Source organism: Streptomyces sp. NPDC026301 (genome assembly GCF_055567935.1).
The window spans coordinates 301453-327696 of record NZ_JBVHPN010000005.1; the positions used below are offsets into that span (position 1 = coordinate 301453).

The following is a 26244-nucleotide window of genomic DNA, read 5'->3' on the forward strand; positions in this document are numbered from 1 at the left end:
CGGGCGGTTCCGGGCTGCCCCGGGCGGTCCGTTGCCGGCTGGCCCGCCGTTGTGGTTGCTCGCGCAGTTCCCCGCGCCCCTGGGGCTGCGCCCCTGCGGGGCGCGCCCTCAGGCGTGCGTCGCCAGCGCCTCCGCCAGCCCCGTCAGCAGTTTCACGACCCCGGGTGGGCCCGGTACGACCAGGTCGGCGTGGGCCGCCAGTTCCTCGGCGCCCTCGCCCACCGTTGCCGAGCTGCACACCAGTACTCCGGGCAGGCCCTCGGCGCGCAGCGCGTCGACGGCGGCGTAGGCGGCCAGGTCCCCGAGGTCGTCGCCCGCGTAGAGGACCGCGCCGGCGCCCACCTCGCGGACGTACGACGTGAGCGCGACGCCCTTGTCGACGCCGGGCGGGCGCAGCTCCAGGACGAAGCGGCCGGGCTCGACGATCAGGCCGTGCCGCTCGGCGAGCGCGGCCAGCGGCGCGCGCAGCGCCTCGAAGGTGCCCTGCGGGTCGGCGGTGCGGCGGGTGTGCACGGCGACGGCCCGGCCACCCTTGGTCTCGATCGCGGTGTCGACCGGCCCGCCCTGCCAGGCTCCGGAGCCCTCCAGGAGGCCGGGCAGCTCGGCGGTCGCGGCGGCGACCCCCGGCGGCGGCGCGGGCGCCTCGATCCGGCCGGTGGCGGCCTCCCAGCGCTCCGCGCCGTAGTGCCCGAGGACGACGAGGTGGTCCAGGCCGGCCACGTCCGCGAAGCCGCCGAGCCGGACGGCCGTCTGCGCCGGGCGGCCGGTGATCACCACGACGGAGCGCAGCAGCGGGGCGAGGCGGGTGAGCGCCCGGACGACGCCGGGGTGGGCGCGGGCCTGCTCGGGGTCGGGGACGATGCCGGCGAGGGTGCCGTCGAAGTCGAGCGCGACGACGGCGTCGGCGGGCCGGGCGAGAAAGCCGGCCAGGCCCGCACGGCCCGCTTCGGTCTTCGGCTGCGCGAGGGGGTTCTCGGGGCTGCCCATGGGGCCGAGCCTATCGGTGGGGCGGGGCATACGGGGGGCGCATACCGCGATCCGTGGGCCGTCAGCGGCGGGCCCGGCGCTCCTCCCGCACCCGCCGCAGCCGGTTCACCGTCACGGGGTCGTGGGCGAGCGCGCGCGGGTCGTCCAGGAGGGCGTTGAGCAGCTGGTAGTAGCGGGTCGGCGAGATGCCGAGCCGCTCGCGTATCGCGCGCTCCTTGGCGCCGGGCCCCGCCCAGGAGCGGCGCTCCACGGCGAGCACGGCCTCGTCGCGCGCTGACAGCCGCTCGGACGGCGATTCGGGGACCACACGACCACGATAGCCCGGCGGTACGACATCCCTACTGATCACCCGGCCGGGCGGCCGCGGGGGCGGCCCGACGGGCGTCACTGCGTCGCGTTGTCCGCCTCATTGGCGGTGTTCTGGATGTCGGTGAGCACCGCCGCGGGGTCGCCGTTCTTCCCGACCGCGCCGCCCATATTGGCCTTGATGGTCTTGCTGACCAGCGGCCAGGAGGTCTTGTCGGCGGGGTAGAACTCCGCTTCCGGCAGCTGCTTCAGGAAGCCGTGCAGCTTCTTGTACTTGTCGTCCACGAGCATCTTCTGGGAGGCGGAGACGGTGACGGGCAGCAGGCCGTAGTCGCCGGAGAACCGCATGACGTTGTCCTGGTTGTAGACGAAGTCGAGGAACTGGCCGATCTGGGCGCGGTGTCCGTGCTGCTTGAAGCCCATCATCCAGTCGGCGACGCCCATGGTGGACTTGGCCGGGCCGGTGATGCCGGGGAGCGCGACGGTGCCGTAGTCGATGCCCTTGGCCTTGGCCTGCTGCATCAGCGTGGGGTGGCCGTTGAGCATGCCGGCCTGGCCGCTCGCGAAGGCGTTGAAGCCGTCCTGCCGGTTGAGCTTCGCGGGGTCGGTGCCGGTCAGGCCCGGGGCGACGAGGTTGTCCTTGACCCACTTGAACGTGCGGACGTTCTGCCGCGAGTCGATCGTGTACTTGCCGATGGAGTCGGTGTAGCCGCCGCCCCCGCTCAGCATCCAGATCATGGTCTCGGCCTGGGTCTCCTCGGGGCCGAGCGGCAGCGCGAAGGGGATCTTCACGCCCGCGGCCTTCAGGAGCTGCGCGTCCTGCTTGATGTCGGACCAGGTCTTGGGCGGGCTCGCGATGCCGGCCTGCGCGAAGAGCTTCTTGTTGTAGAAGAGGCGGCGCGTGCTGGCCCCGAAGGGCATGCCGTACTGGACGCGGTGGTACTCCCCCGCGTCCGCGAGGCCGGGCGTGAAGTCCGCCTGGGTGCTGATGGAGAGCAGGTCGTCGGCGCTGTAGAGCTTGCCCTCGGCGGCGTAGTCGGCGTAGGCGCCGATCTGGGCCATGTCGGGGGCGTTGCCGGCCTTGACCCGCTTCTCGACCTCCTTGTCGACGTCCTTCCAGCTGTAGACGTCGACGTCGACCTTGATGTGCGGGTGCTTGGCCTCGAAGGCCTCGACCACGTCGTGCCAGTAGTGCTTGCTGGAGTTGGCGGAGCTGTCGCCGTAGTCGGCGGCGACCAGCTTCAGGGTGACGTCGTCGTCGCCGACGGGGCCGCCGGAGCAGGAGGCCAGCGCCAGTGTCATGGCCGTCGCGATACCCGCCGCCGCCAGGCTCTTGTAGCGTCGCTGTACTGCCATTGCTGCCCTGTTCCGCCCTTTGAGTCCAGATGTGCACTACGTTCCGGGACGCGCCGCGGCGGTGGGGATCACCCCCCGACGGGCGCTGAGCTGCGAGTCTGCCCCGCACACCGTCACAAGGTCTACACCAAACCAGGTATCCATTTCGCATCAGCGAACCGGAATGCGAGCCTCCTCCATAGCGCCACCCGGCCGTCCCGCGCCCGCGACGCGCCGACGACCGGCCGGCGGCACGCCCGCGGCCCGCCGCCCAACTCCCCGTACACAGCGCGTGAACCGGCCTTCCGCCCCGGCGCCCGGGCACCGACACCGCAGTGGACTAGACCTCTCGGGGCGTCTCGCGGGAGACTGTGCCGCGTGAGACATGTCATCGCGCTCGATGTGGGCGGCACCGGGATCAAGGCCGCACTCGTCGGTACGGAGTCGTCGTCCTCCGACGGCACGCCGGTCCGGCCCCCCGTCCTGCTGCACGAGGCACGCCGCGCCACCGGACGCGAGCGCGGCCCCGAGGCGGTGGTCGAGACGATCCTCGACTTCGCCGCCGAGCTGCGCGACCTGGGTGCGCGGCGGTACGGCGTCCCCGCGGCGGCGGCCGGCGTCGCCGTCCCCGGCATCATCGACGAGGCCGCCGGCACCGCTGTGTACGCCGCCAACCTCGGCTGGCGGGACGTCCCGCTGCGCGCCCTGCTCTCGGAGCGGCTCAGCGGCGTCCCCGTGGCGCTCGGCCACGACGTGCGCACCGGCGGGCTCGCCGAGGGCCGGATCGGCGCCGGCAAGGGCGCTGACCGGTTCGTCTTCCTGCCGCTGGGCACCGGCATCGCGGCCGCCATCGGCATCGGCGGCCGGATCGAAGCCGGGGCGCACGGCAGCGCGGGCGAGATCGGGCACATCGTCGTACGCCCCCAGGGCGCGCCGTGCCGCTGCGGGCAGCGCGGCTGCCTGGAGACGCTGGCCTCCGCGGCCGCCGTCGGCCGGGCCTGGGCCGCCGCCTGCGGTGACCCGGACGCCACGGCGGCGGACGCCGCCAAAGCGGTCGAGTCCGGCGACCCGCGGGCCGCGGCCGTGTGGCAGGAGGCCGTCGACGCGCTGGCGGACGGCCTGGTCACCTGCCTCACGCTGCTCGATCCGCGGGTCCTGATCATCGGCGGCGGGCTCGCCGAGGCGGGCGACACGCTGTTCGCGCCTCTGCGGGAGGCGGTCCGGCGGCGGGTTACGTTCCAGCCGCTCCCCCCGATCGTTCCGGCGGCGCTCGGGGACGCCGCCGGCTGCCTGGGCGCAGGACTGCTGGCCTGGGATCTTCTCTCCACGGAGGTAACTGCCTGATGGCGGACCGAACCATCCTCAGCGGCGCCCGGGTGGCGCTGCCCGCGGGCGTCGTCGACGGCCTCACCCTCACGGTCGACGGGCACCGGCTCGCCGTGGGCCCCGCGGCCGGCGGCACCGCCGTCGACCTGTCCGGGCATCTGATCGTCCCCGGCTTCGTGGACATGCACGTACACGGCGGAGGCGGCGGCTCCTTCTCCTCCGCCGACCCCGAGGAGTGCCTGAAGGTCGCCGACACCCACCGCCGCCGCGGCACCACCTCCATGGCCGCCTCCACCGTCACCGGCGACCTGGCCGACCTGGCCCGGCAGGCGGCCGTGCTGTCCGAGCTGGTCGAGCAGGGCGAGCTGGCCGGCATCCACTTCGAGGGCCCGTTCCTCTCGGCGCACCGCTGCGGCGCCCACCAGCCCGAACTGCTGCGCGACCCGGACCCATCGGCCGTACGCAAGCTGGTCGACGCGGCCCGCGGCACGGCGAAGATGATGACGCTCGCGCCCGAGCTGCCCGGCGGCCTGGACTCCGTACGCCTGCTGGCCGACTCCGGCGTCATCGCGGCCATCGGCCACACCGACTCCACGTACGACGCGACGCGCGCGGCCATCGACGCGGGCGCCACCGTCGCCACGCACCTCTTCAACGCCATGCCGGGCCTGAACCACCGCGACCCGGGCCCGATCGCCGCGCTCCTGGAGGACGAACGGATCACCGTCGAGCTGATCAACGACGGCACCCATCTGCACCCGTCCGTACTGGAGCTGGCGTTCCGTCACGCGGGCGCCGAACGCGTCGCGTTCATCACCGACGCGATGGGCGCGGCCGGCATGAACGACGGCATGTACCCGCTCGGCCCCATGGAGGTCGAGGTCAAGGACGGTGTCGCGCGCATCCACGGCGGCCCCACGGCCGGCTCGATCGCGGGCTCCACGCTCACCCTGGACCGCGCGTTCAAGCGGGCCGTCACGATCGACGGGCTCGGCATCGAAGCGGCCGTACAGGCCCTGTCCGCCAACCCCGCCCGGCTGCTGGGCATCGACGACCGGACCGGCTCCATCGAGCCCGGCAAGGACGCCGACCTGGTCGTACTGGACGCGTCGTACGACCTGGTGGGCGTCATGCGCAGGGGCGAGTGGGTGGTACGCCCACCGCAGGCGGGGTAAGGAAACAGGTGCGGACGGTCCGGGCGGCACCCCGCCCGGACCAGGGCGCGTCTGCCGGCGGGCCGGTCCGAAAGACACGCACTGGGCCGATTGGTCCGCATCCGCGGCCCGGGCGGCACCCGCGCCCTGTGCCAACTGCCGTCAGCGATGGCATGATCGCTCGCGCACTCGTCCGTAACCGGCCGCTCACCACGGCCGTCCGACCACTGCGCGGGAGGGGGAACCATGATCCTCACGGTCACGCTGAACGCCGCACTCGACATCACCTACCGGGTACCGCGGCTCCGCCCGCGCGGCACCAACCGGGTGACCGAGGTGTCCGAACGCCCCGGCGGCAAGGGCCTGAACGTCGCCCGGGTGCTCGCCGCCCTGGGCCATGACACCGTCGCCACCGGATTCGCCGGCGGCGGCACCGGCGACGCGCTGCGCGCCATGCTCGCCCAGGAGACCGGCGTCACCGACGCGCTGGTACCGATCGGCAGCGCCACCCGGCGCACCGTCGCCGTCGTGGACACCGCGGGCGGCGACACCACTCAGCTCAACGAGCCGGGCCCCACCGTCTCCCCCGCCGAGTGGGACGCCTTCCTCACCACGTACCGCGAACTCCTCGACGACGCGCAGGCGGTGGCCCTGTGCGGCAGCCTGCCGCCCGGCGTGCCGGTGGACGTGTACGCCCGGCTCACCCGTACGGCCCGCGCGGCCGGCGTCCCCGTCCTCCTCGACACCAGCGGCGAGCCGCTGCGCCGCGGCCTCGCGGCGCGGCCCGACCTCGCCAAGCCCAACGCCGCCGAGCTGGCGTCGCTGACCGGGCACAACGAGCCGCTGCGGGCCGCCAGGGACGCGCGCCGCCGGGGCGCGCACACGGTCGCGGCCTCGCTCGGCGCGGACGGCATGCTCGCGGTGACCGCGGACGGCTCCTGGCAGGCCGCGCCGCCGCAGCGGATCGCGGGCAACCCCACGGGAGCGGGCGACTCGGCGGTGGCCGGACTGCTGTCCGGCCTGGTGGAAGGGCTGTCCTGGCCGGACCGGCTGGTCCGCGCGGTGGCCCTGTCGGCGGCGACGGTACGCGCCCAGACCGCGGGCGAATTCGACCGCGCGACGTACGGGGAACTGCTGGACCAGATCAAGGTCAGGGAGGGCCCGGCGGCCGCGTGAGCGGCCTGCCACGCGGCTACGGCTTGGTGACCTGACCCGCCTTCAGCCACACCTGATCAAGGTTGAAGTCGCACTGGTTCCCCTGCTCGCAGGAGATCTTGATCGTGTTGGTGCCCTTGGTGAGGTCGACCCAGGCGAAGGTCCGGGTCCAGCCCTTCTCCCAGTCGCCTTCCTTGGCCCCCGCGAAGTTCTTCATGTTGAGCTTCGAGTCGCGGGCCTTGCCGTTGATCGACAGCGTCGAGTCGGCGTCCTTGCCCGGCACGCCGTACCCCACGAAGACGGTGTACTGGCCGTCCTTGGGCACGTCCAGGTTCCAGGTGGCGGCGGCACCCGGCGTGTTCATGCCGGTGACGTACAGACCGCCGGCCGAGCGGGCGCCCGGGATGTCCTTGGCGGTGGTCGCCGTGCCGTCCAGCCGCAGGCTGCCCGCGTCGGCCTTGGGCAGGTCGAGCTCGGCGGGCTTGCCGGACGGCTTCTCGCTCGGCTCCTGGCTCTGACCGGTGGACGTGCCGGCACCGCCGGCCTCGTCGGGCTTCTTCTCGTCGCTGTTGGAGATCATCGCGACGCCGATGCCGACGCAGACCACGGCGACCACGGCGATGGCGCCGATGAGCAGGCCGTTGCGGTTGCGGCGCGGGCCCTGGTCACCGGCGCCGGCACCGTGCCCCGCAGGGCCCGCCGGGCGCTGGCCACCGTTCGGCAGCGTCTCGGGCGCCGCGTAGTGCGCGTTCTGCCGGCCGTACGCCTGCTGCTGCGCCTGCTGGCCGTACTGCTGCTGGCCGTACTGGCGCTCGCCGACCGCGCGCACCTGGTTGTACGACCTCCTGGGAACGCCCGGCTGCCGCACCGCCGCGCCGTCGCCCGCCGATCCCTGCGCGCCTGCCTCGCCGCCCTCCGAGCGGTAGAGGTAGCCGAAAGGATCGTCGTTCTCCGGCGTGTCCGTGCCGTTACTACCGGCCGTCATTCCGCGTCACTCCCCAGCGGTCTTGCAAACTGATGTCTACGTGATTGTGAGGCCCCCGGCGGCCAGCGCCGCATCGGCGCAGCCTACCCGGTGCGGAGCCGCGTACGCCGGTTCCGTACGGCCACAAGATCACTACAGCACGGTGAACAGCGGGCGCCCGGCGGGGTCGGCGGCGGTCAGCGCGGTGCGGGCGGCCTCCGGCGGGCCGGAGGTGTCATCGGACACATGGCCTGCCGAGGGGCGAAGGACGGCGCGAAGGGGCTGCCGGGGGCGCAAAGCGGTGGGCAGGGGCTGCCGGGGACGCAGGCGCGCCCGCTCCTCCGGGCGCCCGCCGCTCAGCTCACCCGCCGCTCAGCTCACCCGCCGGTTCGCCTTCGAGCGGGACCGCTTCTCGACGTACATCCGCTGGTCGGCGGATTGCAGGACCTCCTCGGCCGACATCCCGCAGCCGGCCCAGCCGATGCCGAAGCTGGCGCCGACCCGTACGGCCCGGCCGTCCACCCGGATCGGCGGGATGATCGCGTTCCGCAGGCGTACGGCCAGGTCCTCGGCGTCCGCCTTGCCCAGCCCGTCCGCCAGCACGACGAACTCGTCACCGCCGAGCCGGGCGACCGTGTCCCCGTCCCGTACGCCGTTGGTCAGCCGCCGGGCGACCTCGATGAGCACCGCGTCACCGGTGTGGTGCCCGAACCGGTCGTTGATCGATTTGAAGCCGTCCAGGTCGCAGAAGAGCACGGCCAGCCCCTTGGCGCCGTCGTCCTCGGGCCCGTCCGACGGCGCGACCGCGTGGACATGACTGTCGTACGTGGCACTCGTACGGGAGAGGTGGAAGCCCTCGAACGTCTCGGCGCCGCCGTCCGGCAGGAAGCCGTGCCCGTCGTCCTCCCCGCCGACCGCCGAGGCGAACGCGTCCGCCTCGTCCGTGCCCGGCGGCCGCGAGCACAGCCGGGCGCTGAGCCGGGTCCGCAGCTCGGCGCTGTTGGGCAGGCCGGTCAGCGCGTCATGGCTGGCGCGGTGGGCGAGCTGCAGCTCGTGCCGCTTGCGCTCCTCGATGTCCTCGACGTGCGTGAGCAGGAAGCGCGGGCCGTCGGCGGTGTCGGCCACGACGCTGTTGCGCAGGCTCACCCAGACGTACGAGCCGTCCCGGCGGGCCAGCCGCAGCTCGGCGCGGCCGCCCTCCGCCGAGGTCCGCAGCAGCGTCCCGATGTCCTCCGGATGCACCAGGTCGGAGAACGCGTACCGGCGCATCACGGACGCCGGCCGCCCCAGCAGCCGGCACAGCGCGTCGTTCGTCCGCAGCAGCCGGCCGTGCTGGTCGCCGCCCATCTCGGCGATGGCCATGCCGCTCGGCGCGTACTCGAATGCCTGCCGGAAGCTTTCCTCGCTGGCCCGCAGCGCCTGCTGCTCGCGCTCCAGCCGGACCAGCGCACGCTGCATGTTTGCCCGCAGCCGGGCATTACTGATCGCAATCGCGGCCTGGAAAGCGAACATCTGCAACGCCTCGCGTCCCCAGGCACCCGGACGCCGGCCGTTGCGCGGCCGGTCGACGGAGATCACGCCGAGCAGGTCGCCGCCACCCGAGGAGGCCGCGTACATGGGTGCGAAGAGGCGGTCCATCGGATGCCACTCGTCCGGGAAGCGCGGCGCGGGCCCGGAGGTGTGCCACTGGGGGACATCGTCGTCGTCCAGCACCCAGCCCTGGGTGTACGGGATGAAGCAGAGGTCGCCCCAGCGCTCCCCCATGGCCAGCCGGCGCTCCCAGGACTCCCTGGAGCCGACGCGGCCGGACAGCAGCGCCTCGGCGCCCGCGCTTCCGGCGACCGCGGCCACCACGAGATCGCCGTCGGGCCGTACGAGATTGACCGCGGCGAGCTCATAGCCCAGCCCGCCGATCGCCCCGTCGGCGACGGCCTGCAGGGTGTCCGCAAGGCTGCGTGCGGTGTTCAGGTCGGCGACCACTTGGTGCAGCTGCCGCAGGGTCGCAAGACGGACGTACGGCTCCGACTCGGTCTCCATCGCTCGCTCTCCCTGAGACCTCGACAGCAACTCCAGGCTTCTTGTCGTCCTCTAGTCGTCCGATTGCCACGGCCACTGAATCACAGTGAGCTGTACACCCGGTACACAGGGTCAACAATTACCCCTTGCTGTGACTCAAGTCACAGAACACGCCGCGAAGTTACGGAGCCCGTCCGAAGCCCCTTCCGGGCCTTTTCGCCCCCTTCCCCGACGTCCACTTCGTCACCTTCTTCGACGCATTCGTAAACTTCCTGTACGCAAATTCCGCCCCCTGGCCCCCGCGGACTCCGTCGCGGGTCCTAGGACGCGGCTGGTCCCAGGGGCCGATGCGGGCCGCCCGCGGTCCCGTTTAGCGTTCATGACGTGTTCACGAACAACCCTGCCGCCGCCGTCACCGACCCGCACACCGGATCCGCCCGGGATGCCGGGCCGCGGACGGGCCCGGAGCCGAGCCCGCCGCCGGAGACCAGCCCTGATCCGGAGATGATCCCGCATGCTGGTGGGGTGAGTGCCGACGAGTTCCGTGCCGCCCTGTCCCGGCTCGCCGCCGGGGTCGTACTGATCACCGCCCTCGACCCGGAGGACGATCCGGCCGACGGTGACGACCCTGCCGACGAGGACGACCCGGCAGGGGACGACCTTCCGGTCGGTGAGGACGCGGGGATGACCGCCACGGCGTTCATGTCCGTCTCGCTCGACCCGCCGCTGGTGATGGTGAGCGTCCGCAACGATTCACGGATGGACGACATCCTGGAGCGGCAGCCCCTGTGGGCCGTCTCGGTCCTGACGGAGGGCCAGCGCAACATCGCCGGCCAGTTCTCCATGAAGGGCCGCCTCAGCGACCGCCTGCTCTTTGCGGGCGTCCCGCACGTACGGGGCGAGAAGACCGGCGCCGCACTGGTGAAGGGCGCCCTCGCCACGATGGAGTGCCGCACGGAACAGCGCGTCGTGGCCGGCGATCACACCCTCGTCATCGGCCGCGTACTGACCGCCCACACCCCGAACATCGAGAGCAACCCGCTGACGTACTTCCGGGGGCGGTACCGGAAGCTGGGGTAGGGCCAGGTCCTTGCGGTACTCACGGGCCGGGGCAGGGCCCGGCGGGGTCCGGCCCTGTCCTGGGCCCGGTCAGTGCCAGTCGCGGCTCAGTGCCAGTCGCGGCCCGAGCGGCCGCGCTTGGTGTCGCCGCGCTGCTTCTTCTCGCGCAGCCTGCGCTCATTGATGCCGCGCGGGATCCGCGTCTTGCGGCGTGCCTTCGGCGGCGGCGCGGACGCCTCCGCCAGCAACGACGCGAGCCGGACCGCGGCCGTCTCGCGGTTGCGCCACTGGGAGCGGTGCTCGGACGCCCGTACGGACACCACGCCACCGTCGATCAGCCGCCCGCGCTCCTCCAGCCGCTGCAGCGCGCGCTCCTTCCAGACCTCGGGCAGCGCATCGGTCGCGGCCAGGTCGAAGCGCAGCTCCACCTGGCTGTCGGAGGTGTTGACGTGCTGGCCGCCGGGCCCGGAAGACCGTGAGAAGCGCCAGACGAGCTCCGACTCCGGGAGGACGACCGAACCGCGGATGACATAGGGCCCGGACATGCCCCCATGATCCCGCGTCCGGCCCCGTTCCGTCACCCGCATTTCGGCAGCCGCGCGAACGGCGCCGACGGGGACGGCGTCAGGGCTTGGCAAAGAAAGTAAAGGAAGCTGGAACCTCCTGGTCCCCGGCTGACGTTGTGCAGGGTGACGGTAGCTTCGTCCGGAGTACGGAGCCCGATGATTCGACGAGGAAAGGGCACTCCCATGGCTGTAAGCCTGTCCAAGGGCGGCAACGTCTCGCTCACCAAGGAGGCTCCGGGCCTGACCGCCGTCACGGTCGGCCTCGGCTGGGACGTCCGCACCACCACGGGCACGGACTTCGACCTCGACGCGAGCGCGATCGCGGTCAACCCGAGCGGCAAGGTCTTCTCGGACCAGCACTTCGTGTTCTTCAACAACAAGGCCACGCCGGACCAGTCCATCGTGCACACCGGTGACAACGTCACCGGCCAGGGCGAGGGCGACGACGAGCAGATCAACGTCAATCTCGCCGCGCTGCCCGCCGACGTCGAGAAGATCGTCTTCCCGGTCTCCATCTACGACGCCGAGAACCGCAGCCAGAACTTCGGCCAGGTGCGCAACGCCTTCATCCGCATCGTCAACCAGGCCGGCGGCGCCGAGATCGCCCGCTACGACCTCAGCGAGGACGCGGCCACCGAGACCGCGATGGTCTTCGGCGAGCTCTACCGCAACGGCGCGGAGTGGAAGTTCCGCGCCGTCGGCCAGGGCTACGCCTCGGGCCTGGTCGGCATCGCCCAGGACTTCGGCGTCAACGTCTGATCACGCTGACGAAAGGCCGTCCGACCTGCCGTTGAGCGGGTCGGGCGGCCTTTGCTGTCCGCATATGGCCCGCGGATGTACTGACTTCGACAACACGCCGGTCATGATGACGCCGCCTCCTCCACCTGCGGCCCGCCGCCATCCGACCGGCCCGTACGCACCTGGTCGACGGCCGCCCGCGCCTGCGACGCCGGCATCATTCCCGCCCACCCCGAGGCGACGTTGAAGCCGGTTGGTGGCGCTCAGGGCGGCTTCGGTCGGCGGGGGTCGCCACGGGCCCGCCGGTGGGGGTCAGGCGGCTTCGACCGGTGGGGACGTGGCGGGGTCGGATGCGGGGGCGGCGAGTGTCGCCAGTTCGTCGAGGGACATGCCGAGCGTCGCGCCCAGCGCGGCGACCGTGAAGAACGCCGGAGTCGGCGCCCGCCCCGTCTCGATCTTGCGCAGCGTCTCCGCCGAGAGCCCCGCGGCCGCCGCGATCTCGACCATGCTGCGATCGCCGCGCGCCGCCCGCAGCAGCGCACCCAGCCGCTCGCCGCGCTCGCGTTCCCATGGAGTCAGAGGTGTACGGACCATACCCGTGATACTAATACCGGTAAAGAAATACCGGTATAAGAATTGGCGACCGGCATCGTCAGTCGTTCCCGCGCCACACGGCCGGCATCACGGAGGTTCACCCATGGTCGAGATCAAGACCGACACCGCTCTCGAAGCGATGCGCCCCGCGGGCCGCGTCGTCGCCGACATCCTCACGGCCGTACGCGCGGCAGCCGCGCCCGGCGTGCGGCTGAGCGAACTGGACGAGGTCGCCCGGTCGGTACTGGCCGAGGCGGGAGCCACCTCCCCCTTCCTCCACTACCGCCCGTCCTTCGCCCCCGTCCCCTTCCCCGCCACCCTCTGCATCTCCGTCAACGACGCGATCGTGCACGGCGTCCCGGGTCCGTACCGGCTGCGCGACGGCGATCTGCTCAGCATCGACTGCGGCGCGGCCCTGGACGGCTGGACGGGCGACGCGGCGGTCACCGTCGCCGTCGGCACGCCGAGCCCCGAGGACCAGCGGCTCATGGACACCACCCGGCGCGCGCTGGAGGCGGGCATCGCGGCGGCCGTGGTGGGCGCCCGCATCGGCGACATCTCGCACGCCATCGGCAGCATCGGCCGCGCCGCCGGCTACGGCATTCCGGCGGACTTCGGAGGGCATGGCATCGGCCGCCACATGCACGAGGATCCGGCGGTGCCGAACGAGGGCCGGCCCGGCCGCGGCTTCGTGCTCCGCCACGGCCTCGTCATCGCCATCGAGCCGATGTTCCTGTCCGGCGGCGACGACGGGTACTACGCGGCGGACGACGGCTGGACCCTGCGCACGACGGACGGCAGCCGCGCCGCCCACTTCGAGCACACCATCGCCGTCACCGACGACGGCCCCCGCATCCTCACCCAGCACTGAGAGCGAGAGCCCGTGCCGTAAACCGGGCCGGCCGCCCGGCGCCCGGCCCCGGCCACGCCCGGCCCCGGCCACGCCCGCCCCCTGCCGCGCCCGGCCCCGCCGCGTCCGGCCCGGAGCGATCACTCCGACCGACGTGCGACCATCAGCTACGTGATCGACCTCGGCTACTCGCTCTCCCGGCGCTTCCCTGACCCCCCGCAGACGGACTACCGCATCGCGGACGCCCGCGCGCTGCGCCACGACCTGTTCTGCGGGGACGTCTATCTCGCCGACACCGAGACGGACCGGGAACTGTCCACGGCCTGGGGCTGGGTGCCGGTCCTGGACTTCGCCTGGGCCCTGTGCGACATCGTCGAGCGGCTCGACCGCGACCCGCACGGCAGCCGCGCCGCCCGCCCGCAACACGCCGAACTGGACTTCACCGAGTCAGCCGACCGGCTGCTGTTCGAGCGCCGCTTCGGCTGGGTCGACGTCACCGCCGACTGGGTGCCGGTCGACGAGGCGCCGCTCAGCTTCAACCACGCCGTGCTGCGCCGCGAGGCCCGCGACTTCCTGCACGACCTGATCGCCGACCTCACGGACATGCATGACGGGCTGGCCGACAACCCGCTCGTATGGGACCTCCAGGCCCGCTTCCCCCGCGTCTGACCACGCCCCCGCTCCCTCCGTCTCCTCCGCTTCCGCGTCCCCTTCCGCGTCCTCTTCCGGGCTCCCGCTCGTCACTCCACCAGTACGCCCACCTCGGCCGCGAAGGCCGGGGCCAGGTCCATGAGCTGGGCCGGGCTGATCACCGCGCCCGCGAGCCGGTCGACGCCCCGCGCGATGTCCAGCGCCGCCGCGCTCCGCAGATCGACGTCCCGCATCCGCGCCTGGCTGAAGTCCGTACGCGCCAGCGTGCAGCCGTCGAACGTCACGCGCTCCAGCTCGGCCCCGCCGAAGTCCGCCTCCAGCAGCACGCAGTCCTCGAACGCAACGTCGCGGAGCTTCGCCTTGCGCAGGTTGAGGAAGTCCATCTTCCCGCCGCGCACCACGACCCGCTCCAGGACCGCGCCGTGCAGCTGCGTCCCGCCCAGCCGGGCGTCCCGCACCTCCACATCGCGCAGCGACACCTGCGAGAGGTCCGTGCCGACGCCCCGCACCCCCTCCAGCACGCTGTCGATGAAACGCGCCCGGGTCAGCACCGTCTCGTCCCACGCGCACCGCCGCACCGCGCAGTCCATGAACCGGGCGCCCCGCGCCGACTGCCCCCCGAAGTCCGCGTCGGCGAACTCCAGTCCGTCGTAATCCCCCTCCGGCTCCCACTCCCCTCCGTCGTACGCCACCAGCTCCGGCAGCCGCACCTCCGGTCGTCGTACGGCCCGCATCGTCCGCCCCGCGTTCCCGTCCCGGCCGGTCACACGACCACCGCCCTTCTCCGCGCCCGATCGCGCCCGATCGCGCTCAATCACGATCGATCCGCACTCAGTCCGCTCTCGCCCACGTCCGCCCCGTCCTGATCCATCGTGCACCCCACCACTGACAATCGCTCTGACCAGCGGAAACAACCGCGTCTGCGGCGGCGGGACGCACGCTCGGACGGCGCGCCGGATGTGACGAGGTGACACGCTCTAGCCCACGATCCCCATCTCCCGGGCCGTGTTGTTCAGCCGTCGTCCGCCCGTCTCCGTGCACGTCACGATGTCCTCGATCCGTACGCCGAAGCGTCCCGGGAGATAGATCCCGGGTTCGATCGAGAAGCACATCCCCGGTACGAGGGGCAGGTGTTCGCCCTCGACCATGTACGGCGGCTCGTGTGTCGTCACACCGATGCCGTGCCCGACCCGGTGGATGAAGTACTCGCCGTACCCCGCCGCCTTGATCACCTTGCGCGCCACCCGGTCGATGTCCTGGCAGGCGGCCCCCGGCCGCACCGCTTCGAACGCCGCCTGCTGGGCCTCCCGGACGATGTCGTGGACCTTCCGCTCCTCCGCTGTCGGCTCGCCCACGTGCACGGTCCGCGTCGTGTCCGAGCCGTACCCGTCCTTCAGGCCGCCGAAGTCCAGTACGACCATGTCGCCGTTCTCGATGACCCGGTCGCCCGCCTCGTGGTGCGGGTCGGCCCCGTTGGGCCCCGAGCCCACCACCGTGAAGTCCACCTGGCTGTGCCCGTGTTCGCGCAGCAGCCGCGCCAGGTCCGCCGCCACGTCGCACTCCCGCCGGCCCCCGAAGGGCACCTCCAGGATCTCCTCGTATGCAGCGTCAGCGGCCGCGCCCGCCGCCGCCAGCCGCTCGACCTCGTACGCGTCCTTGACGGCGCGCAGCATCGGCAGCGCCTCCGTGAGCGAGGCGTACGCGCTGCCCGGCAGGGTCCGCTGCAGCCCCAGGAGGTGCATCGCCCAGGCCGCGTCGGAGATGCCGTACCGCCGCTCCGGTTCCAGCAGCTCCGCCAGCACGGCATGCGGGTCGTCGCCGTCGCGCCACCCGAGGACCTCCGTCGCGCCGGCACCCGCGGCGTGCCGCGTGTCCGCCCGCTCCAGTACGGGCACCAACAGGCGCGGCTTGCTGCCCACAGCGAGCAGCAGGGCGGTCAGCCGCTCGGTGATCGCGGTCGGCTGGTAGCCGGTGAGCCACACCAGGTCGGGCCCCGGCGTGACGATCAGCCCGGCCAGCCCGGCATCGGCGGCCGCCCGACCGGCCCGCTCCATCCGCCGCTCGTAATCCTCCCGGGTCACCCCCGTACGCGCAGTCGCATCCGTGTCAGCAGTCTCCGTGCTCGCCGTCGCCGCCGTCGTCCCCTCAGAAGTCGCCATGCCCCGGAATTTACGCGGAAAGAAGCCGTCCGGGGACCGAACGTGCCGGAGAGCCCGACATCCGCGCCCCGGACGCAGCGTTCGCTCCGCCCGGGGCGCGCGTGGGCTCAGCCCTCCAGCAGCTTCTCGACCGCCGCCAGTTCGGCGCAGAGCGCCAGCCCCTCCAGCGCGTCGCCCAGCTCCTCCAGGCGGGGGTAGCTGGGCGCGATGCGGATGTTGCGGTCCCGCGGGTCCTTCCCGTACGGGAACGTCGCCCCGGCGGGGGTCAGCGCGACGCCCGCCTCCTTGGCGAGCTGTACGACGCGGGCAGCGCAGCCGTCCAGGATGTCCAGGCTCACGAAGTAGCCGCCCCGCGGGCGGGTCCAGGTCGCGATGCCGGTGTCCCCGAGCCGCTTCTCCAGTACGGCATCCACCAGCTCGAACTTGGGCCGCAGCAGCTCGGCGTGGCGCTCCATGTGGGCGTGCACGGCCTCCGCGTCGGGCAGGAAGCGGGCGTGCCGGAGCTGGTTGATCTTGTCCGGGCCGATCGTCCGCTTGGAGAGGTGGCCGAGCAGCCAGCCCACGTTGGCGGGCGAGGAGCCGAAGAAGGCCACGCCGCTGCCGGCCGCGGTGATCTTCGAGGTGGAGCCGAAGACGAACACCCGGTCGGCGTTGCCGTACTCCTCGCACAGACCCAGGATGTCGGCGAGCGGCTCGCGCTCGCCCTCCAGCTGGTGCACGGCGTAGGCGTTGTCCCAGAAGACGCGGAAGTCCGGCGCTGCGGTCTCCATGGCGGCCAGCCGTCGCACCGTCTCCGGCGCGTAGCAGGCGCCCGTGGGGTTGCTGTACTTCGGTACGCACCAGATGCCCTTGACGCGTTTGTCGGCGACGAGGCGCTCGACCTCGTCCATGTCCGGGCCGCTCTCCGTCATCGGCACCGGGATCATGTCGATGCCGAGCTTCTCGCACAGCGCGAAGTGCCGGTCGTAACCCGGTACGGGGCACAGTACGGCCGTCCGCCCCTCCCGCTGCCAGGGACCGGGCGCCCCGGGCAGCCCGAACAGCACGGCGTCCACCACCGACTCGTACATCAGCTCCAGGCTGGAGTTCCCGAAGGCGACCAGCTGCTCCACCGGCACCTGGAGCAGCCCGGCGAACGTCGTACGCAGCTCGGCCAGCCCCTGGAGGCCGCCGTAGTTGCGGCCGTCGGTGCCGTCCTGCGCGGTGTGGTCGCCCGGGCCCGGCAGGGACAGCAGCGGCTGCGCGAGGTCCAACTGTTCGGCGGACGGCTTGCCCCGGGTCAGGTCCAGGCGCAGCCCTCTGCCCTTGAGGCGGGCGTGCTCGTCACGGAGCCCTTCGAGCCGGTCGGACAGTTCGGTGTGCGTGAGAGTGGTCAGATCCATACCTGTCATCCCTGCTCAAAGTCGCGTGCGGTACTCCGTGACCGCGGCCGGTCCGCGTCGGGGCCACGAGGCACAGCGACCGTCCGGTCCCCGCCGGCCGGCCGACGGCCCGCCGCGGTCCCCTCCACCCACCAGGCACGCGGGCAGCGCCGAGAGTACCCGGACCGTGCGGCACTGCCGATCTCTTTATGACGCGCCTCGCCGGGCCTGCCGGCCCCCGGCCGGGCCCGCGTCGTCCGTACGGGAACGGCGCGGCAGCAGTGCGACCGCCAGGAGCGGGACGGCGGCGAGGACGAGCCAGGGGGCCGGGGCCGGCAGCCCGGTGTCGAGCAGCGAGCCGGTCGCGGCGCTGCCCGCCAGGACGAGCAGGCCGGAGACCGAGGACATCGCGCCCGTATAGAGGCCGAGCCGGCCGGTGGGTGCCAGGTCCGGTACCCAGGCCCGGGCGGCCGGCGTGACCAGCATCTGGCCCAGCGTGAGGAGGACCACGAAGGCCGCGGCGGGCAGCAGCCCGGCGGTGCCGGTCCAGGCGGCCGGGCGGGCGGCGGCCACGACGGCGAACCCGGCGGAGATGAGGAGCAGCCCGGCCGCCATGGAGCGGCGGAGGTCGAGCCGGTCGGCGGCCCAGCGGGTGACCCGCAGCTGCGCGACCACGACCAGCAGCGAGGAGAGGGCGAAGAGCCAGGCCAGCGGGGACTGCGAGCCGGCGGCGCGCTCCACTTCGGCGGGGAGGGCGAGGTAGAGCTGGTTGTACGCCAGGAGGTAGGCCGCGTATGCGCCGCACACCGCGAGGAAACGCCGGTTGCGCAGCATCTCGCGCACCGCGCCCGGCGCCCGTACCCGCTCCCGGCCAGGGATGTGCTGCGGCAGCAGCCACAGGTGCCCGGCCAGTACGAGCACGAAGACCCCGGCCCCCGCCAGGCACGCCGTGCGGAAGTCGACGGCCAGCAGCAGGGCGCCCAGCAGCGGACCGAGGAACGCGCCGGCCTGACCCGCCACACTGAGCAGGCCCAGAACGCGAGTACGGGGACCGTGCCCGGTCTCCTCCCAGAGCACCGACTGGCGGGCGACCTCGGACTCGACGGCGGGCGAGAACAGGGCGGCGGCGAACCCGATCAGCAGGACGGCGCCGATGACCGCCCACGGCTGCTGCGCGTACCCCAGCCAGCCGAAACCGGCGATCCGCAGCACGCAGCCGGTGAGGACGACGGGCCGCACGCCGTACCGGTCGGTCAGGGCCCCGCCCAGTACGAAGAGCCCCTGCTGGCTGAACGTCCGCAGGCCGAGCACCAGGCCGACCAGCCAGCCCGCCATGCCGATGGCCGTGCCCAGGTGCTCGGCCAGGAAGGGCAGGACGGCGAAGAAGCCGATGTTGAAGGCGAGTTGGGTCGCGATCAGCAGCCGCAGCAGCGGGGAGAGGTGCCGCCAGGTTCGTTCGCGACGGGGGCGTCGGGAACGCCGCGCGGCGGCGATCCCCGTCACCGGGCCACCGTCCCGGCACCCGCTCCGGCCGCTGTCCCGGCCGCCACGGCCTCCCGCACCTCGGGCTCCGGTTCCGCCGCAGACGCGGAGCCGGATCCCGCGGGCACGTCCGCGCGCCGCGTACGCCGAAGAACCCGCGGCATCCGCACCCCGCCCGCCGCGGTCACCGCCAGCGCCCCCAGCAGCGCGAGCACGGCGGCCGGCGCGAGCACCGTCCAGGGGGCCCGCTCGGCGTACGGCTGGTTCTCGGAGAGCAGCAGGCCCCACTCGGGCGACGGCGGCTGCGCGCCGAGCCCGAGGAAGCCCAGCGCGGCGAGGGCCAGCGCGACGGAGGGGAGGCGCAGCAGCGCGTGGCGGGTGACGGGCGGCAGGACGGCGGGCAGCAGCTCACGCCGGAGCAGATACCAGCGGCTCGCGCCGAGGCTCCGGGTCGCCGCCAGGTGGAGCGTGGCGCGCTCCTGTTGCAGCAGCGCGGAGGCGTGGGCGGCCAGCGGTGTCCAGGTGACGGCGGCCACGGCGAGCGCGGGGGTCGCGGGTCCGCTGCCCGCCACGCCCGCGACGAGCAGACCGGCGAGCACGGGCGGTACGGCGTTGACCGTGTCGACGAGCGGCCCGGACAGCCGGGGCAGCAGGCCGAGCAGTACGCCGATGACCAGGGCGGCGGCGCTGATCGCGAGGGCGAGGGCGAGGGTGGTGAGCGCGCCGTGCCCGACCCGGGCCAGCACGTCCCGGCCCAGGGAGTCCGTACCGAACGGGTGCGCCCACGACGGAACCTCCAGCCGCGCCGCCGTATTCAGGGCGAGCGGATCGCGCGGCAGGCCGCCCGCGACGACGCACACGAGCAACGCGCCGTACAGGAGCGGCAGCCGGCCGGACGCGGGCTGCTTCGGGCCGCGCAGGGACTGCAGCGCGCCGTCGCGCAGGGCGGGGCCGAGCGCGAGCCGGGCCACGAGGCGGACCAGCCCGCCGGCCACGGCGGCGAGCAGGACGAGCGCGAGCGTACTGGTCTGCAGTACGGGCAGATCCTGCGCCACGGCGGCCTGCAGCGTCGACCGCCCGAGCCCGGGGATGTCGAAGACCTGCTCCACGGCGACCGCGCCGCCGGTCAGGCCCACGAGGAACAGGCCGAGGTTCGGCAGCAGTCCGGGCACGCAGCGACGCAGCGCCTGCCGCGCGATGCGCCCCTCCGGTATGCCGCGGGCGGCCGCGGCGCGCGCCCACGGTTCGGCGAAGGCGCCGGGCAGCTGGTCGTCGAGGAGCCGCCCGAGCAGCGCTCCGGCGGGCAGGCCGAGCGAGAGCGCGGGCAGCACCATCCACTGGGGCCCGTACCAGCCGAGCGCCGGCAGCCAGCCGAGGTGCACGCCGACCACGGTCGCGAGTACGGAGGCGGTCAGGAACTCGGGCAGCGCGGCGAGCACGGCCGCACCACTGCCGCCCGGACGGCGCCCGGAGAGCCGGCGGCGCGCGCCGAGCCGCAGCGTACGGGCGCACACCGCGGCGGCCGTACCGACGGCCACCACGATCGCCGCGCCCATCAGCAGCAGCGAGACGCCCAGCGCCTGCACCACCGACGGCAGCACCGCGTCCCCGGAGATCCACGACCGCCCCGCGTCCCCGTGCAGCAGACCGCCCGCCCACTGGCCGAGCAGATGCAACGGCCCGGCGTCGAGCCCGATGTCGGCCCGGACGGACGCCAGTACCTCAGGAGTGGGCGTACGCTCCGCCGCACGCGCCTTGAGCACGGTCAGCGCCGGATCGGTACGCGACAGCCAGGGCAGCAGCCCGATCCCGCACACGAGGGCGGCGGCGAGGACGAGCCGCCAGAGGGGCGCGAGCCCTCCACCGCGTACGAAGTGCCGTACCCCGCCGCGCACATGCCCCTTCGGCACCGACCGCATACCCCGCATACCCCGCATACCCCGTATACCCCGATACCTCGTATACCGCTCAGCGCCGGGTGCCGGTGCCGACCAACGTGCGCTCGTACGGGTCGAGGAGCACGCCCTCCACGGAGGTGCCGACGCCGGTGATGATCCGCTGGTGGACGAGCGGGACGACGGCGTCCGTGCCGAGGATCGCGGCCTCGGCGGCCATCGCCGCGTCCTGCCGCTTCCCGGTGTCGGCCGTGTCCTCGGCCTTCCGTACGGCCGCGTCGACCTTCTTGTCGCACAGCTGGGAAAGGTTGTAGCTGCCGTCGCAGGTGTAGTCGCTGGCGAGGATGGAGACCGGGTCACCGGTGTCGAGCATGGTGTTACGGGCGCCGACGAACGCGTCGAACTTCCCCGCCAGCGCGTCCCCCTCGATCCGCGCGGACTCGCGGACCTCCAGCTTCACCTTAAATCCGGCCTTCTGCAGCTGCTGCTTGAGCACCTGGGCGACCTCGGGCAGCTCGGGCCGGTTGTCGTACGTGCCGATGGTGATCGGCGTGCCGTCGGGGTCCGTCGCCGCGGCCCGCCCGGCAGGCTTGCCGCGCTTGCCGTGCGCCCAGGTCAGCGCGGGCCCGAAGACGCCCTCACCGGGGTCGGCATGGCCCTCGTACACGTCCTTGGCGAGCGCGGAGGTGTCGATCGCCTTACGGGCCGCGGCGCGCAGCCCCGGGTCCTTGAAGGCGCCGGACCCGGTGTTGAGCTGAAGACTCGTCGTACGGGCCGTGGCGGTCTCGCGCCCGCTGCCCTTGTCGAGGGAAGCGGCCTGCGAGACGGGAACCGCCTCGGCGATGTCCACATCATGTGTGCGCAGCGCGTTCGTCCGGGCGGTCCCGTCGGCGATGAACTTCGCGTCGATACCGGACGCCTGGGCGCGGCCGCCCCAGTAGTCGTCGAAGCGATCGAGGGTGGCGGCCGTGGCACCGCTGGTCTTCGTGAGCTCGAACGGCCCGGTGGCGGTGCCGACCGGGCTGACCTTGGCCCCCTTCTCGTACGCCTTCGCGGAGAGTACGGCCAGTCCAGGGCTGGACAGGCGCTGGGGAAGGGCCGGGTCGGGGGCCTCGGTGGTGATCCGGACCCGGTCGTCGCCGACGGGCTCGGCGGTGAGCGTGACGCCCGACAGCGCGGCGGTGACGGTCTTGGCCTTGGCGGCGTGCCCGAGGGCATCGGCGACGGCGGACGGCGTGACCCGCGTACCGTCCTGGAACTTCGCCTCGCGCAACGTGAACAGCCAGCTGCGGTCGTTCTCCTTGGTCCAGGACGCGGCGAGCGCGGGCGCCGCGGCGCCGTTGGCGTCGAGCTTGGTCAGGCCCTCGGTAACGCCGAGCCGGCTGAGCAGGGTGGCGTCGGCGCCGTACGGCGAGAAGTTCTCGGAGGGCGGGAAGGCGAGCGCGACCTTGAGCCGGGCACCGTCCGCCGACCCGTTCGAGGACGAGCCGCTCCCGGCGGCGAAACAGCCGGAGAGCAGGCCGGAGAGCAGGGGGGCGACCAGCAGGCCGGCTATGAGCTGACGGCGGCGGACGGAGCGCATGGTCCTCGTTCTCGGGTGGGGTTCAGGGGCGTACAGCAGCCAAAGGCTACCCGACAATCATTTTCATTAAATGCGTGCATGCACCGCCCACGAGGTGTTCGTCGATACGGCGCGACGCGCACGCACGACATCCGCGCGGCCGGAATGCGGCGCGACGCGCACGTACCGCATTCGCCCGCCTCGCTACATCCGCATGGCCACCTCGAAGTGCACGACCCGCGACCCGCCGGGCTCCCCCCGCTCGTCATGCACCGCTTTACCCATCGAGTGCCAGAAATCCTCGGCACCGGGCACCGCCGGGTCCGTGTGCAGATAGACCGACCGATACCCGCCGGCCGCCGCAGCGAAGTCGAGCAGCTCCCCGACCAGCCGCCGGGCCAGCCCGCGGCGCCGGTGCTCGGCCCGTACGTACACCCGTCGCAGCTGCGCCGTCTCCCCCGAGGGAAACCGCTCGGCGATCCAGGCCGGATTCGGCGGATGCGCGGGCCCCCGAGAGTCGAGCGCGCCGGTGGCAACGACGCCACCGTCCTCCTCATCCACCGCGACCAGCAACGTATGCCGCTCGGGCCGCAGGTAAGCCCCTTCCAGATCGATGATGTCGCCGTGCCACCGCGGCACATATCCCGTACCGAAGTCGCGATAGACGGTGTCGAGCATGACGGCACGCGCAGCGCCGACGTCGTCGCGGGTAGCTGTTCTGATGCCGTAATTACGCACTTGCGCATCATAGGCATTAAGCCGCAATGGACTGCGGCGGGTACGTACCGGGGCATCGCCACCCGGCACACAGGCCCGAATGGCCACGGCAGAAGTGCACCCACCGCGAGGAAGTGCCCTACTGATGTGGGTGCTGCACCGATGGGACGGAAAGTCGGCAGGCTGCTCACCGCGGCGCGCACCGCTCCGCACACCGGAGGACGCCCCGCTCATCCATGGAGGCCACTCATGCCCGATGTCACCGGTCCCTACGCACCCGGCACACCCTGTTGGCTCGACCTCATGGTCCCGGACCAGCAGGCCGCTCTCGACTTCTACCGTGACCTGTTCGGCTGGCAGGGAGAGGTCGGGCCGCCCGAGACCGGGGGCTACGCGGTCTGCTCACTGAACGGCAAGCCGGTCGCCGGAATCATGGCGGCGAGGAACCCGGACGGCAGCGTGCCCGACCCGATGCCGCCGACGGTATGGACCACCTATCTCGCCACCGCCGACCTGGACGCCACCGAGAACGCGGCCACGGCCAACGGTGGCCACGTGATCATGCCGGGCATGGACGTGCTCTCGCTCGGCCGCATGGCGCTGGTCAGCGACCCCACGAACGCCGTCTTCGGCCTCTGGCAGGCCCGCGACTTCCCCGGCGCCGGAATCGTCAACGAGCCCGGCGCGATCATCTGGAACGAGCTCAACACCAGCGACCCCGACACCGCCGCGTCCTTCTACTCCAGGACACTGGGCCTCACCGCCGCCCCGATGGAGGGCGCGCAGGGCTACTACTCGCTCTCGGCGGCCGACCGCATGGTCGGCGGCATGCAGGACCTCTCCGCCCTCGAGGACCTCCCCCCGGACGTACCGTCGCACTGGCTGCCGTACTTCGCGGTCGACGACACCGACAGCACGGTCGCCGCCCTGACCCGCGCCGGCGGCAACGTCCTCAAGCCCCCCTTCGACATGATGGCCGGCCGCATGTCCATCCTCCAGGACCCCCAAGGCGCCACCTTCGCCATCATCAACGCAACCGGCCCCGCGTGACCCCAGCCACAGACGCCAAACGCCCCGAACCAATCACGGTTCGGGGCGTTCGCGCAGTTCAGCACCTGAGCCCCCTGCCGGATTCGAACCGATGACCTTCGCTTTGGAAGATCTTCTTGCGGCACTGGAGGGGGCACTCTTGCAGATCAAGCCGGGGCTACAAGGTGCGCGGAGAGTTCCCGCAGTACAGCGACGCGCCCCCTTGTTGCCGTCAACGGCTGCCGTCGCGTACCCGCCACCAGCGTCGACGCTTCGAACTGATCCAGGCGAGTGTCAGACACACCTCATACGCTCATAGTAGACAGGGGAGCGGTCATCAGCGCGCTTGGAGCGCGCTGGGCTCACGAGAGTCGTGGCACGCCGAGCCTAAACGCCTACTGGCACGCTCGAATAAGACGGGAGTGCGAATGGAAAGAAGCAGAGTAGCGGAACTGCACTACATAGCGCCTATCGAAAATGTAGCGTCCATTGGCCAACATGGACTCGTCAGCCACAACATGGCCGACTCACTGCCTCACCGATCGGTGGCGTTGGAAACCGTTCAAGATTTACGCAAAGGCAAAAGAGTACCGAACGGCGAACCGCTCCACTCCTACGCGAACCTTTACTTTAGCGCCAGAAATCCAATGATGTTCCGCCTTATACATGACGGTCGAACTGGACTGGCAGTAATTCGAGTGACAAACGAAGTACTTGACATTCCACAAACCGTCATTACAGACGGAAACGCAGCCACGGCAACCACTCGCTTTTACCCTTCCCCCGAAGGTCTAGAGCATCTCGATGCAACTCGCGTGTACGCAAAGTACTGGACCAACGACAATCCATTTGAATATAACGAGCGCAAGCGTCAGCGGTGTGCCGAAGTGCTAGTCCCCGGGCGCGTTTTGCCGCAATACATCATTGGTTGCTATACTCTCACTGGGGACGACTATAAAACTTGCGTTGATTCGCAACCTCGATGGAAGGTAGAGGTAAATGCTCATGTCTACTTCCGCTAGGAACGTGCGGATCACGCAGGGAGACCTGCTTAAGTCCTCCATGCATGGCTTGGTTAACACCGTGAACACTGCGGGCGCCATGGGAAAAGGCATCGCCGCCGCTTTCAAGAAGCGGTATCCCGAGATGTACGAGGACTACGTACGTCGGTGCCACGCCGGAGAAGTGCATCTCGGCCAGCCCTACCCCTTCGATGTCGGGGATCATGTCGTAATCAATTTCCCCACCAAGGGACATTGGCGCAGCGTTAGCAAGCTAGACGACATCGTGGCCGGCCTGGAATACATGCGCGCAAACTACCAGCGCTGGGGGCTCAAGAGCCTAGCGGTGCCACCGCTAGGCTGCGGAAATGGCCAACTCGAATGGTCTGTCGTAGGCCCCACGCTGGTGCAGCATCTAGCGAAGTTCGACATTCCAGTCGAACTTTACGCCCCTTTCGGGACCAATATCGGAGGACCTGAACAGCTAAATCTCTGGGATTCCGCAGAGAATACCGAGCGTCCAATCCAATTCGTGGACTCGTGGCAAGTCGCTCTGGTTGAAATCCTAAGTAGGCTTGAGCGGCAGCCTTACCGATGGCCAGTAGGTCGTGTCATGTTCCAGAAAATCGCCTATTTCGCGAATGCCGCTGGAGTCCCGACCGACCTTGCGTATGAGCGTGCGAGCCACGGCCCCTTCGCGCCACAACTGAAACCCACTGTCGCGAAGCTCCAAAATAACGGCCTCATCAACGAGCGTCAACTCGGGAAAACGATCGAGGTTCGAGTGGGCAGCACTTTCGAATCCGCCCGCCAAGAGTATCGCGTCGATCTGGAAAAGTGGGAACAGGCAATTGATTCCACATGCGACCTCATGGCTAGGTTCGACACCACGCAGGCAGAGATTGCGGCCACCATTCACTACACTACTGATTTCCTGACCCGTAAATACGGCGCATCACCTACTGCCTCTCAGGTGATCCATGCAGTGGAGGCTTGGAAAGTGCGCCGGAGGCCTCCATTGCGACGCGAAGACATCATTCAGTCCATTGTGAACCTCGCGACGCTGGAGTGGATCTCAGTGGTGCCTGATGCCAGCATCGAGCAAGCTTTGATGGAGTTTTCACCCGCCTAGGGACACGCATAGCGCTGAAACCGAGCTGACAGTTCTCGGCGGCCCGCACTGGATGGTTCCGCTGCACGCCCCCCCCAACGCATTGTCGGGGCTGCAGTGCTGGCGGCCTCAATGTTCCCCGCCAGCGCCCGTCGCGCCTCTTCTTGACTGATGCCGCGCCTGCGCTTGCCGGCAGTGTGACAACTTCTGACATGCACAGCCACCAT

At 71.5% G+C, this 26244-nt stretch carries 25 protein-coding genes; 10 read left to right on the forward strand and 15 right to left on the reverse strand.

The window, feature by feature from the left end:
- Positions 1-108 precede the first annotated feature (108 nt).
- The 3 genes from otsB to ACZ4MH_RS11055 form a co-directional block, all read right to left on the reverse strand.
- Positions 109-987: a trehalose-phosphatase gene (gene otsB / locus ACZ4MH_RS11045; protein WP_351589618.1), complete on the reverse strand. Its 879-nt coding sequence runs from the start codon at positions 985-987 to the stop codon at positions 109-111.
- Positions 988-1048: 61 nt separating this feature from the next.
- The gene (locus ACZ4MH_RS11050) at positions 1049-1294 is read right to left on the reverse strand and encodes a DUF3263 domain-containing protein (protein ID WP_351589615.1); all 246 of its coding nucleotides are present in this window, start codon (positions 1292-1294) and stop codon (positions 1049-1051) included.
- 77 nt (positions 1295-1371) lie between these two features.
- Entirely contained in the window at positions 1372-2649 is a 1278-nt protein-coding gene (locus ACZ4MH_RS11055; RefSeq protein ID WP_351589612.1) for an extracellular solute-binding protein, read from the reverse strand.
- 357 nt (positions 2650-3006) lie between these two features.
- Between ACZ4MH_RS11055 and ACZ4MH_RS11060 the strand changes: the two genes are divergently transcribed.
- The 3 genes from ACZ4MH_RS11060 to pfkB all read left to right on the forward strand — a co-directional run bounded on the left by ACZ4MH_RS11060 (position 3007) and on the right by pfkB (position 6284).
- Positions 3007-3972, forward strand: a complete 966-nt coding sequence (locus tag ACZ4MH_RS11060; RefSeq protein WP_351589609.1) for an ROK family protein — start codon at positions 3007-3009, stop codon at positions 3970-3972.
- On the forward strand, positions 3972-5129 hold the full coding sequence (nagA, locus tag ACZ4MH_RS11065) for an N-acetylglucosamine-6-phosphate deacetylase (RefSeq protein WP_351589605.1): 1158 nt from the start codon (positions 3972-3974) through the stop codon (positions 5127-5129). The genes ACZ4MH_RS11060 and nagA overlap by 1 nt, the downstream gene beginning before the upstream one ends.
- Before the next feature lie 225 nt (positions 5130-5354).
- Positions 5355-6284 carry a 1-phosphofructokinase gene (gene pfkB / locus ACZ4MH_RS11070; protein WP_351589600.1) on the forward strand — a complete coding sequence of 310 codons (930 nt, stop codon included), beginning with the start codon at positions 5355-5357 and terminating at the stop codon, positions 6282-6284.
- Between the two features lie 16 nt (positions 6285-6300).
- On the opposite strand, the gene ACZ4MH_RS11075 is transcribed toward pfkB, so the two are convergent.
- Both ACZ4MH_RS11075 and cdgB read right to left on the reverse strand, forming a co-directional pair.
- Positions 6301-7248: a CBM35 domain-containing protein gene (locus ACZ4MH_RS11075; protein WP_351589597.1), complete on the reverse strand. Its 948-nt coding sequence runs from the start codon at positions 7246-7248 to the stop codon at positions 6301-6303.
- A 351-nt stretch (positions 7249-7599) separates the two neighbouring features.
- Positions 7600-9264, reverse strand: coding sequence for a diguanylate cyclase CdgB (gene cdgB, locus ACZ4MH_RS11080; RefSeq protein WP_351589594.1), 1665 nt, complete (start codon positions 9262-9264; stop codon positions 7600-7602).
- A gap of 483 nt (positions 9265-9747) precedes the next feature.
- On the opposite strand from cdgB, the gene ACZ4MH_RS11085 reads away from it, so the two are divergent.
- Entirely contained in the window at positions 9748-10323 is a 576-nt protein-coding gene (locus ACZ4MH_RS11085) for a flavin reductase family protein (protein ID WP_351589706.1), read from the forward strand.
- An 86-nt stretch (positions 10324-10409) separates the two neighbouring features.
- Here the strand turns inward: ACZ4MH_RS11085 and arfB are convergent, their stop codons facing one another.
- Positions 10410-10847, reverse strand: coding sequence for an alternative ribosome rescue aminoacyl-tRNA hydrolase ArfB (gene arfB / locus ACZ4MH_RS11090; RefSeq protein WP_351589591.1), 438 nt, complete (start codon positions 10845-10847; stop codon positions 10410-10412).
- A gap of 204 nt (positions 10848-11051) precedes the next feature.
- Here arfB and ACZ4MH_RS11095 point away from each other — a divergent pair, with 204 nt between their 5' ends.
- Positions 11052-11627 (forward strand): TerD family protein, encoded by a 576-nt coding sequence (locus ACZ4MH_RS11095; protein ID WP_351589588.1) that lies wholly within the window; start codon positions 11052-11054, stop codon positions 11625-11627.
- Between the two features lie 291 nt (positions 11628-11918).
- On the opposite strand, the gene ACZ4MH_RS11100 is transcribed toward ACZ4MH_RS11095, so the two are convergent.
- On the reverse strand, positions 11919-12200 hold the full coding sequence (locus ACZ4MH_RS11100) for a helix-turn-helix domain-containing protein (protein ID WP_351589585.1): 282 nt from the start codon (positions 12198-12200) through the stop codon (positions 11919-11921).
- A 103-nt stretch (positions 12201-12303) separates the two neighbouring features.
- Between ACZ4MH_RS11100 and map the strand changes: the two genes are divergently transcribed.
- Positions 12304-13071, forward strand: coding sequence for a type I methionyl aminopeptidase (gene map / locus ACZ4MH_RS11105; RefSeq protein WP_351589582.1), 768 nt, complete (start codon positions 12304-12306; stop codon positions 13069-13071).
- Positions 13072-13221: 150 nt separating this feature from the next.
- Positions 13222-13719, forward strand: coding sequence for a hypothetical protein (locus ACZ4MH_RS11110; protein WP_467754466.1), 498 nt, complete (start codon positions 13222-13224; stop codon positions 13717-13719).
- Positions 13720-13790: 71 nt separating this feature from the next.
- Here the strand turns inward: ACZ4MH_RS11110 and ACZ4MH_RS11115 are convergent, their stop codons facing one another.
- From ACZ4MH_RS11115 to ACZ4MH_RS11145, 7 genes are all read right to left on the reverse strand, one after another.
- Entirely contained in the window at positions 13791-14435 is a 645-nt protein-coding gene (locus tag ACZ4MH_RS11115; RefSeq protein ID WP_351589703.1) for a pentapeptide repeat-containing protein, read from the reverse strand.
- A gap of 243 nt (positions 14436-14678) precedes the next feature.
- The gene (locus tag ACZ4MH_RS11120) at positions 14679-15782 is read right to left on the reverse strand and encodes a M24 family metallopeptidase (protein WP_467754475.1); all 1104 of its coding nucleotides are present in this window, start codon (positions 15780-15782) and stop codon (positions 14679-14681) included.
- Between the two features lie 185 nt (positions 15783-15967).
- A complete protein-coding gene (locus ACZ4MH_RS11125; protein ID WP_351589576.1) occupies positions 15968-17242 on the reverse strand; it encodes an aspartate aminotransferase type Ic in 1275 nt (424 codons plus the stop codon).
- Between the two features lie 186 nt (positions 17243-17428).
- Positions 17429-18715 carry an MDR family MFS transporter gene (locus ACZ4MH_RS11130; protein WP_351589699.1) on the reverse strand — a complete coding sequence of 429 codons (1287 nt, stop codon included), beginning with the start codon at positions 18713-18715 and terminating at the stop codon, positions 17429-17431.
- A gap of 5 nt (positions 18716-18720) precedes the next feature.
- Positions 18721-20622 carry an ABC transporter permease subunit gene (locus ACZ4MH_RS11135; protein WP_467754467.1) on the reverse strand — a complete coding sequence of 634 codons (1902 nt, stop codon included), beginning with the start codon at positions 20620-20622 and terminating at the stop codon, positions 18721-18723.
- A gap of 49 nt (positions 20623-20671) precedes the next feature.
- Complete coding sequence (locus tag ACZ4MH_RS11140) at positions 20672-22180, reverse strand: ABC transporter substrate-binding protein (protein WP_351589573.1); 1509 nt, start codon at positions 22178-22180, stop codon at positions 20672-20674.
- A 183-nt stretch (positions 22181-22363) separates the two neighbouring features.
- Positions 22364-22897 (reverse strand): GNAT family N-acetyltransferase, encoded by a 534-nt coding sequence (locus tag ACZ4MH_RS11145; protein ID WP_351589570.1) that lies wholly within the window; start codon positions 22895-22897, stop codon positions 22364-22366.
- A gap of 228 nt (positions 22898-23125) precedes the next feature.
- On the opposite strand from ACZ4MH_RS11145, the gene ACZ4MH_RS11150 reads away from it, so the two are divergent.
- From ACZ4MH_RS11150 to darG, 3 genes are all read left to right on the forward strand, one after another.
- Positions 23126-23926, forward strand: coding sequence for a VOC family protein (locus ACZ4MH_RS11150; protein ID WP_351589567.1), 801 nt, complete (start codon positions 23126-23128; stop codon positions 23924-23926).
- A gap of 407 nt (positions 23927-24333) precedes the next feature.
- On the forward strand, positions 24334-24927 hold the full coding sequence (locus tag ACZ4MH_RS11155; protein ID WP_351589564.1) for a DUF4433 domain-containing protein: 594 nt from the start codon (positions 24334-24336) through the stop codon (positions 24925-24927).
- Positions 24928-24931: 4 nt separating this feature from the next.
- Entirely contained in the window at positions 24932-26038 is a 1107-nt protein-coding gene (gene darG / locus ACZ4MH_RS11160; protein ID WP_351589561.1) for a type II toxin-antitoxin system antitoxin DNA ADP-ribosyl glycohydrolase DarG, read from the forward strand.
- On the opposite strand, the gene ACZ4MH_RS11165 is transcribed toward darG, so the two are convergent.
- Positions 26035-26244 (reverse strand): DUF6233 domain-containing protein, encoded by a 210-nt coding sequence (locus tag ACZ4MH_RS11165; RefSeq protein ID WP_351589558.1) that lies wholly within the window; start codon positions 26242-26244, stop codon positions 26035-26037. The genes darG and ACZ4MH_RS11165 overlap by 4 nt on opposite strands.

Bases quoted from the DNA above. Each gene is read 5' to 3' on its own strand.
- ACZ4MH_RS11085 (WP_351589706.1), top strand. From the start codon at position 9,748: ATGATCCCGCATGCTGGTGGGGTGAGTGCCGACGAGTTCCGTGCCGCC.
- ACZ4MH_RS11075 (WP_351589597.1), bottom strand. From the start codon at position 7,248: ATGACGGCCGGTAGTAACGGCACGGACACGCCGGAGAACGACGATCCT.
- ACZ4MH_RS11115 (WP_351589703.1), bottom strand. From the start codon at position 14,435: ATGCGGGCCGTACGACGACCGGAGGTGCGGCTGCCGGAGCTGGTGGCG.
- ACZ4MH_RS11150 (WP_351589567.1), top strand. From the start codon at position 23,126: ATGCCCGATGTCACCGGTCCCTACGCACCCGGCACACCCTGTTGGCTC.
- ACZ4MH_RS11100 (WP_351589585.1), bottom strand. From the start codon at position 12,200: ATGGTCCGTACACCTCTGACTCCATGGGAACGCGAGCGCGGCGAGCGG.
- otsB (WP_351589618.1), bottom strand. From the start codon at position 987: ATGGGCAGCCCCGAGAACCCCCTCGCGCAGCCGAAGACCGAAGCGGGC.
- ACZ4MH_RS11125 (WP_351589576.1), bottom strand. From the start codon at position 17,242: ATGGATCTGACCACTCTCACGCACACCGAACTGTCCGACCGGCTCGAA.
- ACZ4MH_RS11140 (WP_351589573.1), bottom strand. From the start codon at position 22,180: ATGCGCTCCGTCCGCCGCCGTCAGCTCATAGCCGGCCTGCTGGTCGCC.
- ACZ4MH_RS11095 (WP_351589588.1), top strand. From the start codon at position 11,052: ATGGCTGTAAGCCTGTCCAAGGGCGGCAACGTCTCGCTCACCAAGGAG.
- pfkB (WP_351589600.1), top strand. From the start codon at position 5,355: ATGATCCTCACGGTCACGCTGAACGCCGCACTCGACATCACCTACCGG.
- cdgB (WP_351589594.1), bottom strand. From the start codon at position 9,264: ATGGAGACCGAGTCGGAGCCGTACGTCCGTCTTGCGACCCTGCGGCAG.
- arfB (WP_351589591.1), bottom strand. From the start codon at position 10,847: ATGTCCGGGCCCTATGTCATCCGCGGTTCGGTCGTCCTCCCGGAGTCG.
- ACZ4MH_RS11135 (WP_467754467.1), bottom strand. From the start codon at position 20,622: ATGCGGTCGGTGCCGAAGGGGCATGTGCGCGGCGGGGTACGGCACTTC.
- ACZ4MH_RS11155 (WP_351589564.1), top strand. From the start codon at position 24,334: ATGGAAAGAAGCAGAGTAGCGGAACTGCACTACATAGCGCCTATCGAA.
- ACZ4MH_RS11165 (WP_351589558.1), bottom strand. From the start codon at position 26,244: ATGGTGGCTGTGCATGTCAGAAGTTGTCACACTGCCGGCAAGCGCAGG.
- ACZ4MH_RS11055 (WP_351589612.1), bottom strand. From the start codon at position 2,649: ATGGCAGTACAGCGACGCTACAAGAGCCTGGCGGCGGCGGGTATCGCG.
- map (WP_351589582.1), top strand. From the start codon at position 12,304: ATGGTCGAGATCAAGACCGACACCGCTCTCGAAGCGATGCGCCCCGCG.
- nagA (WP_351589605.1), top strand. From the start codon at position 3,972: ATGGCGGACCGAACCATCCTCAGCGGCGCCCGGGTGGCGCTGCCCGCG.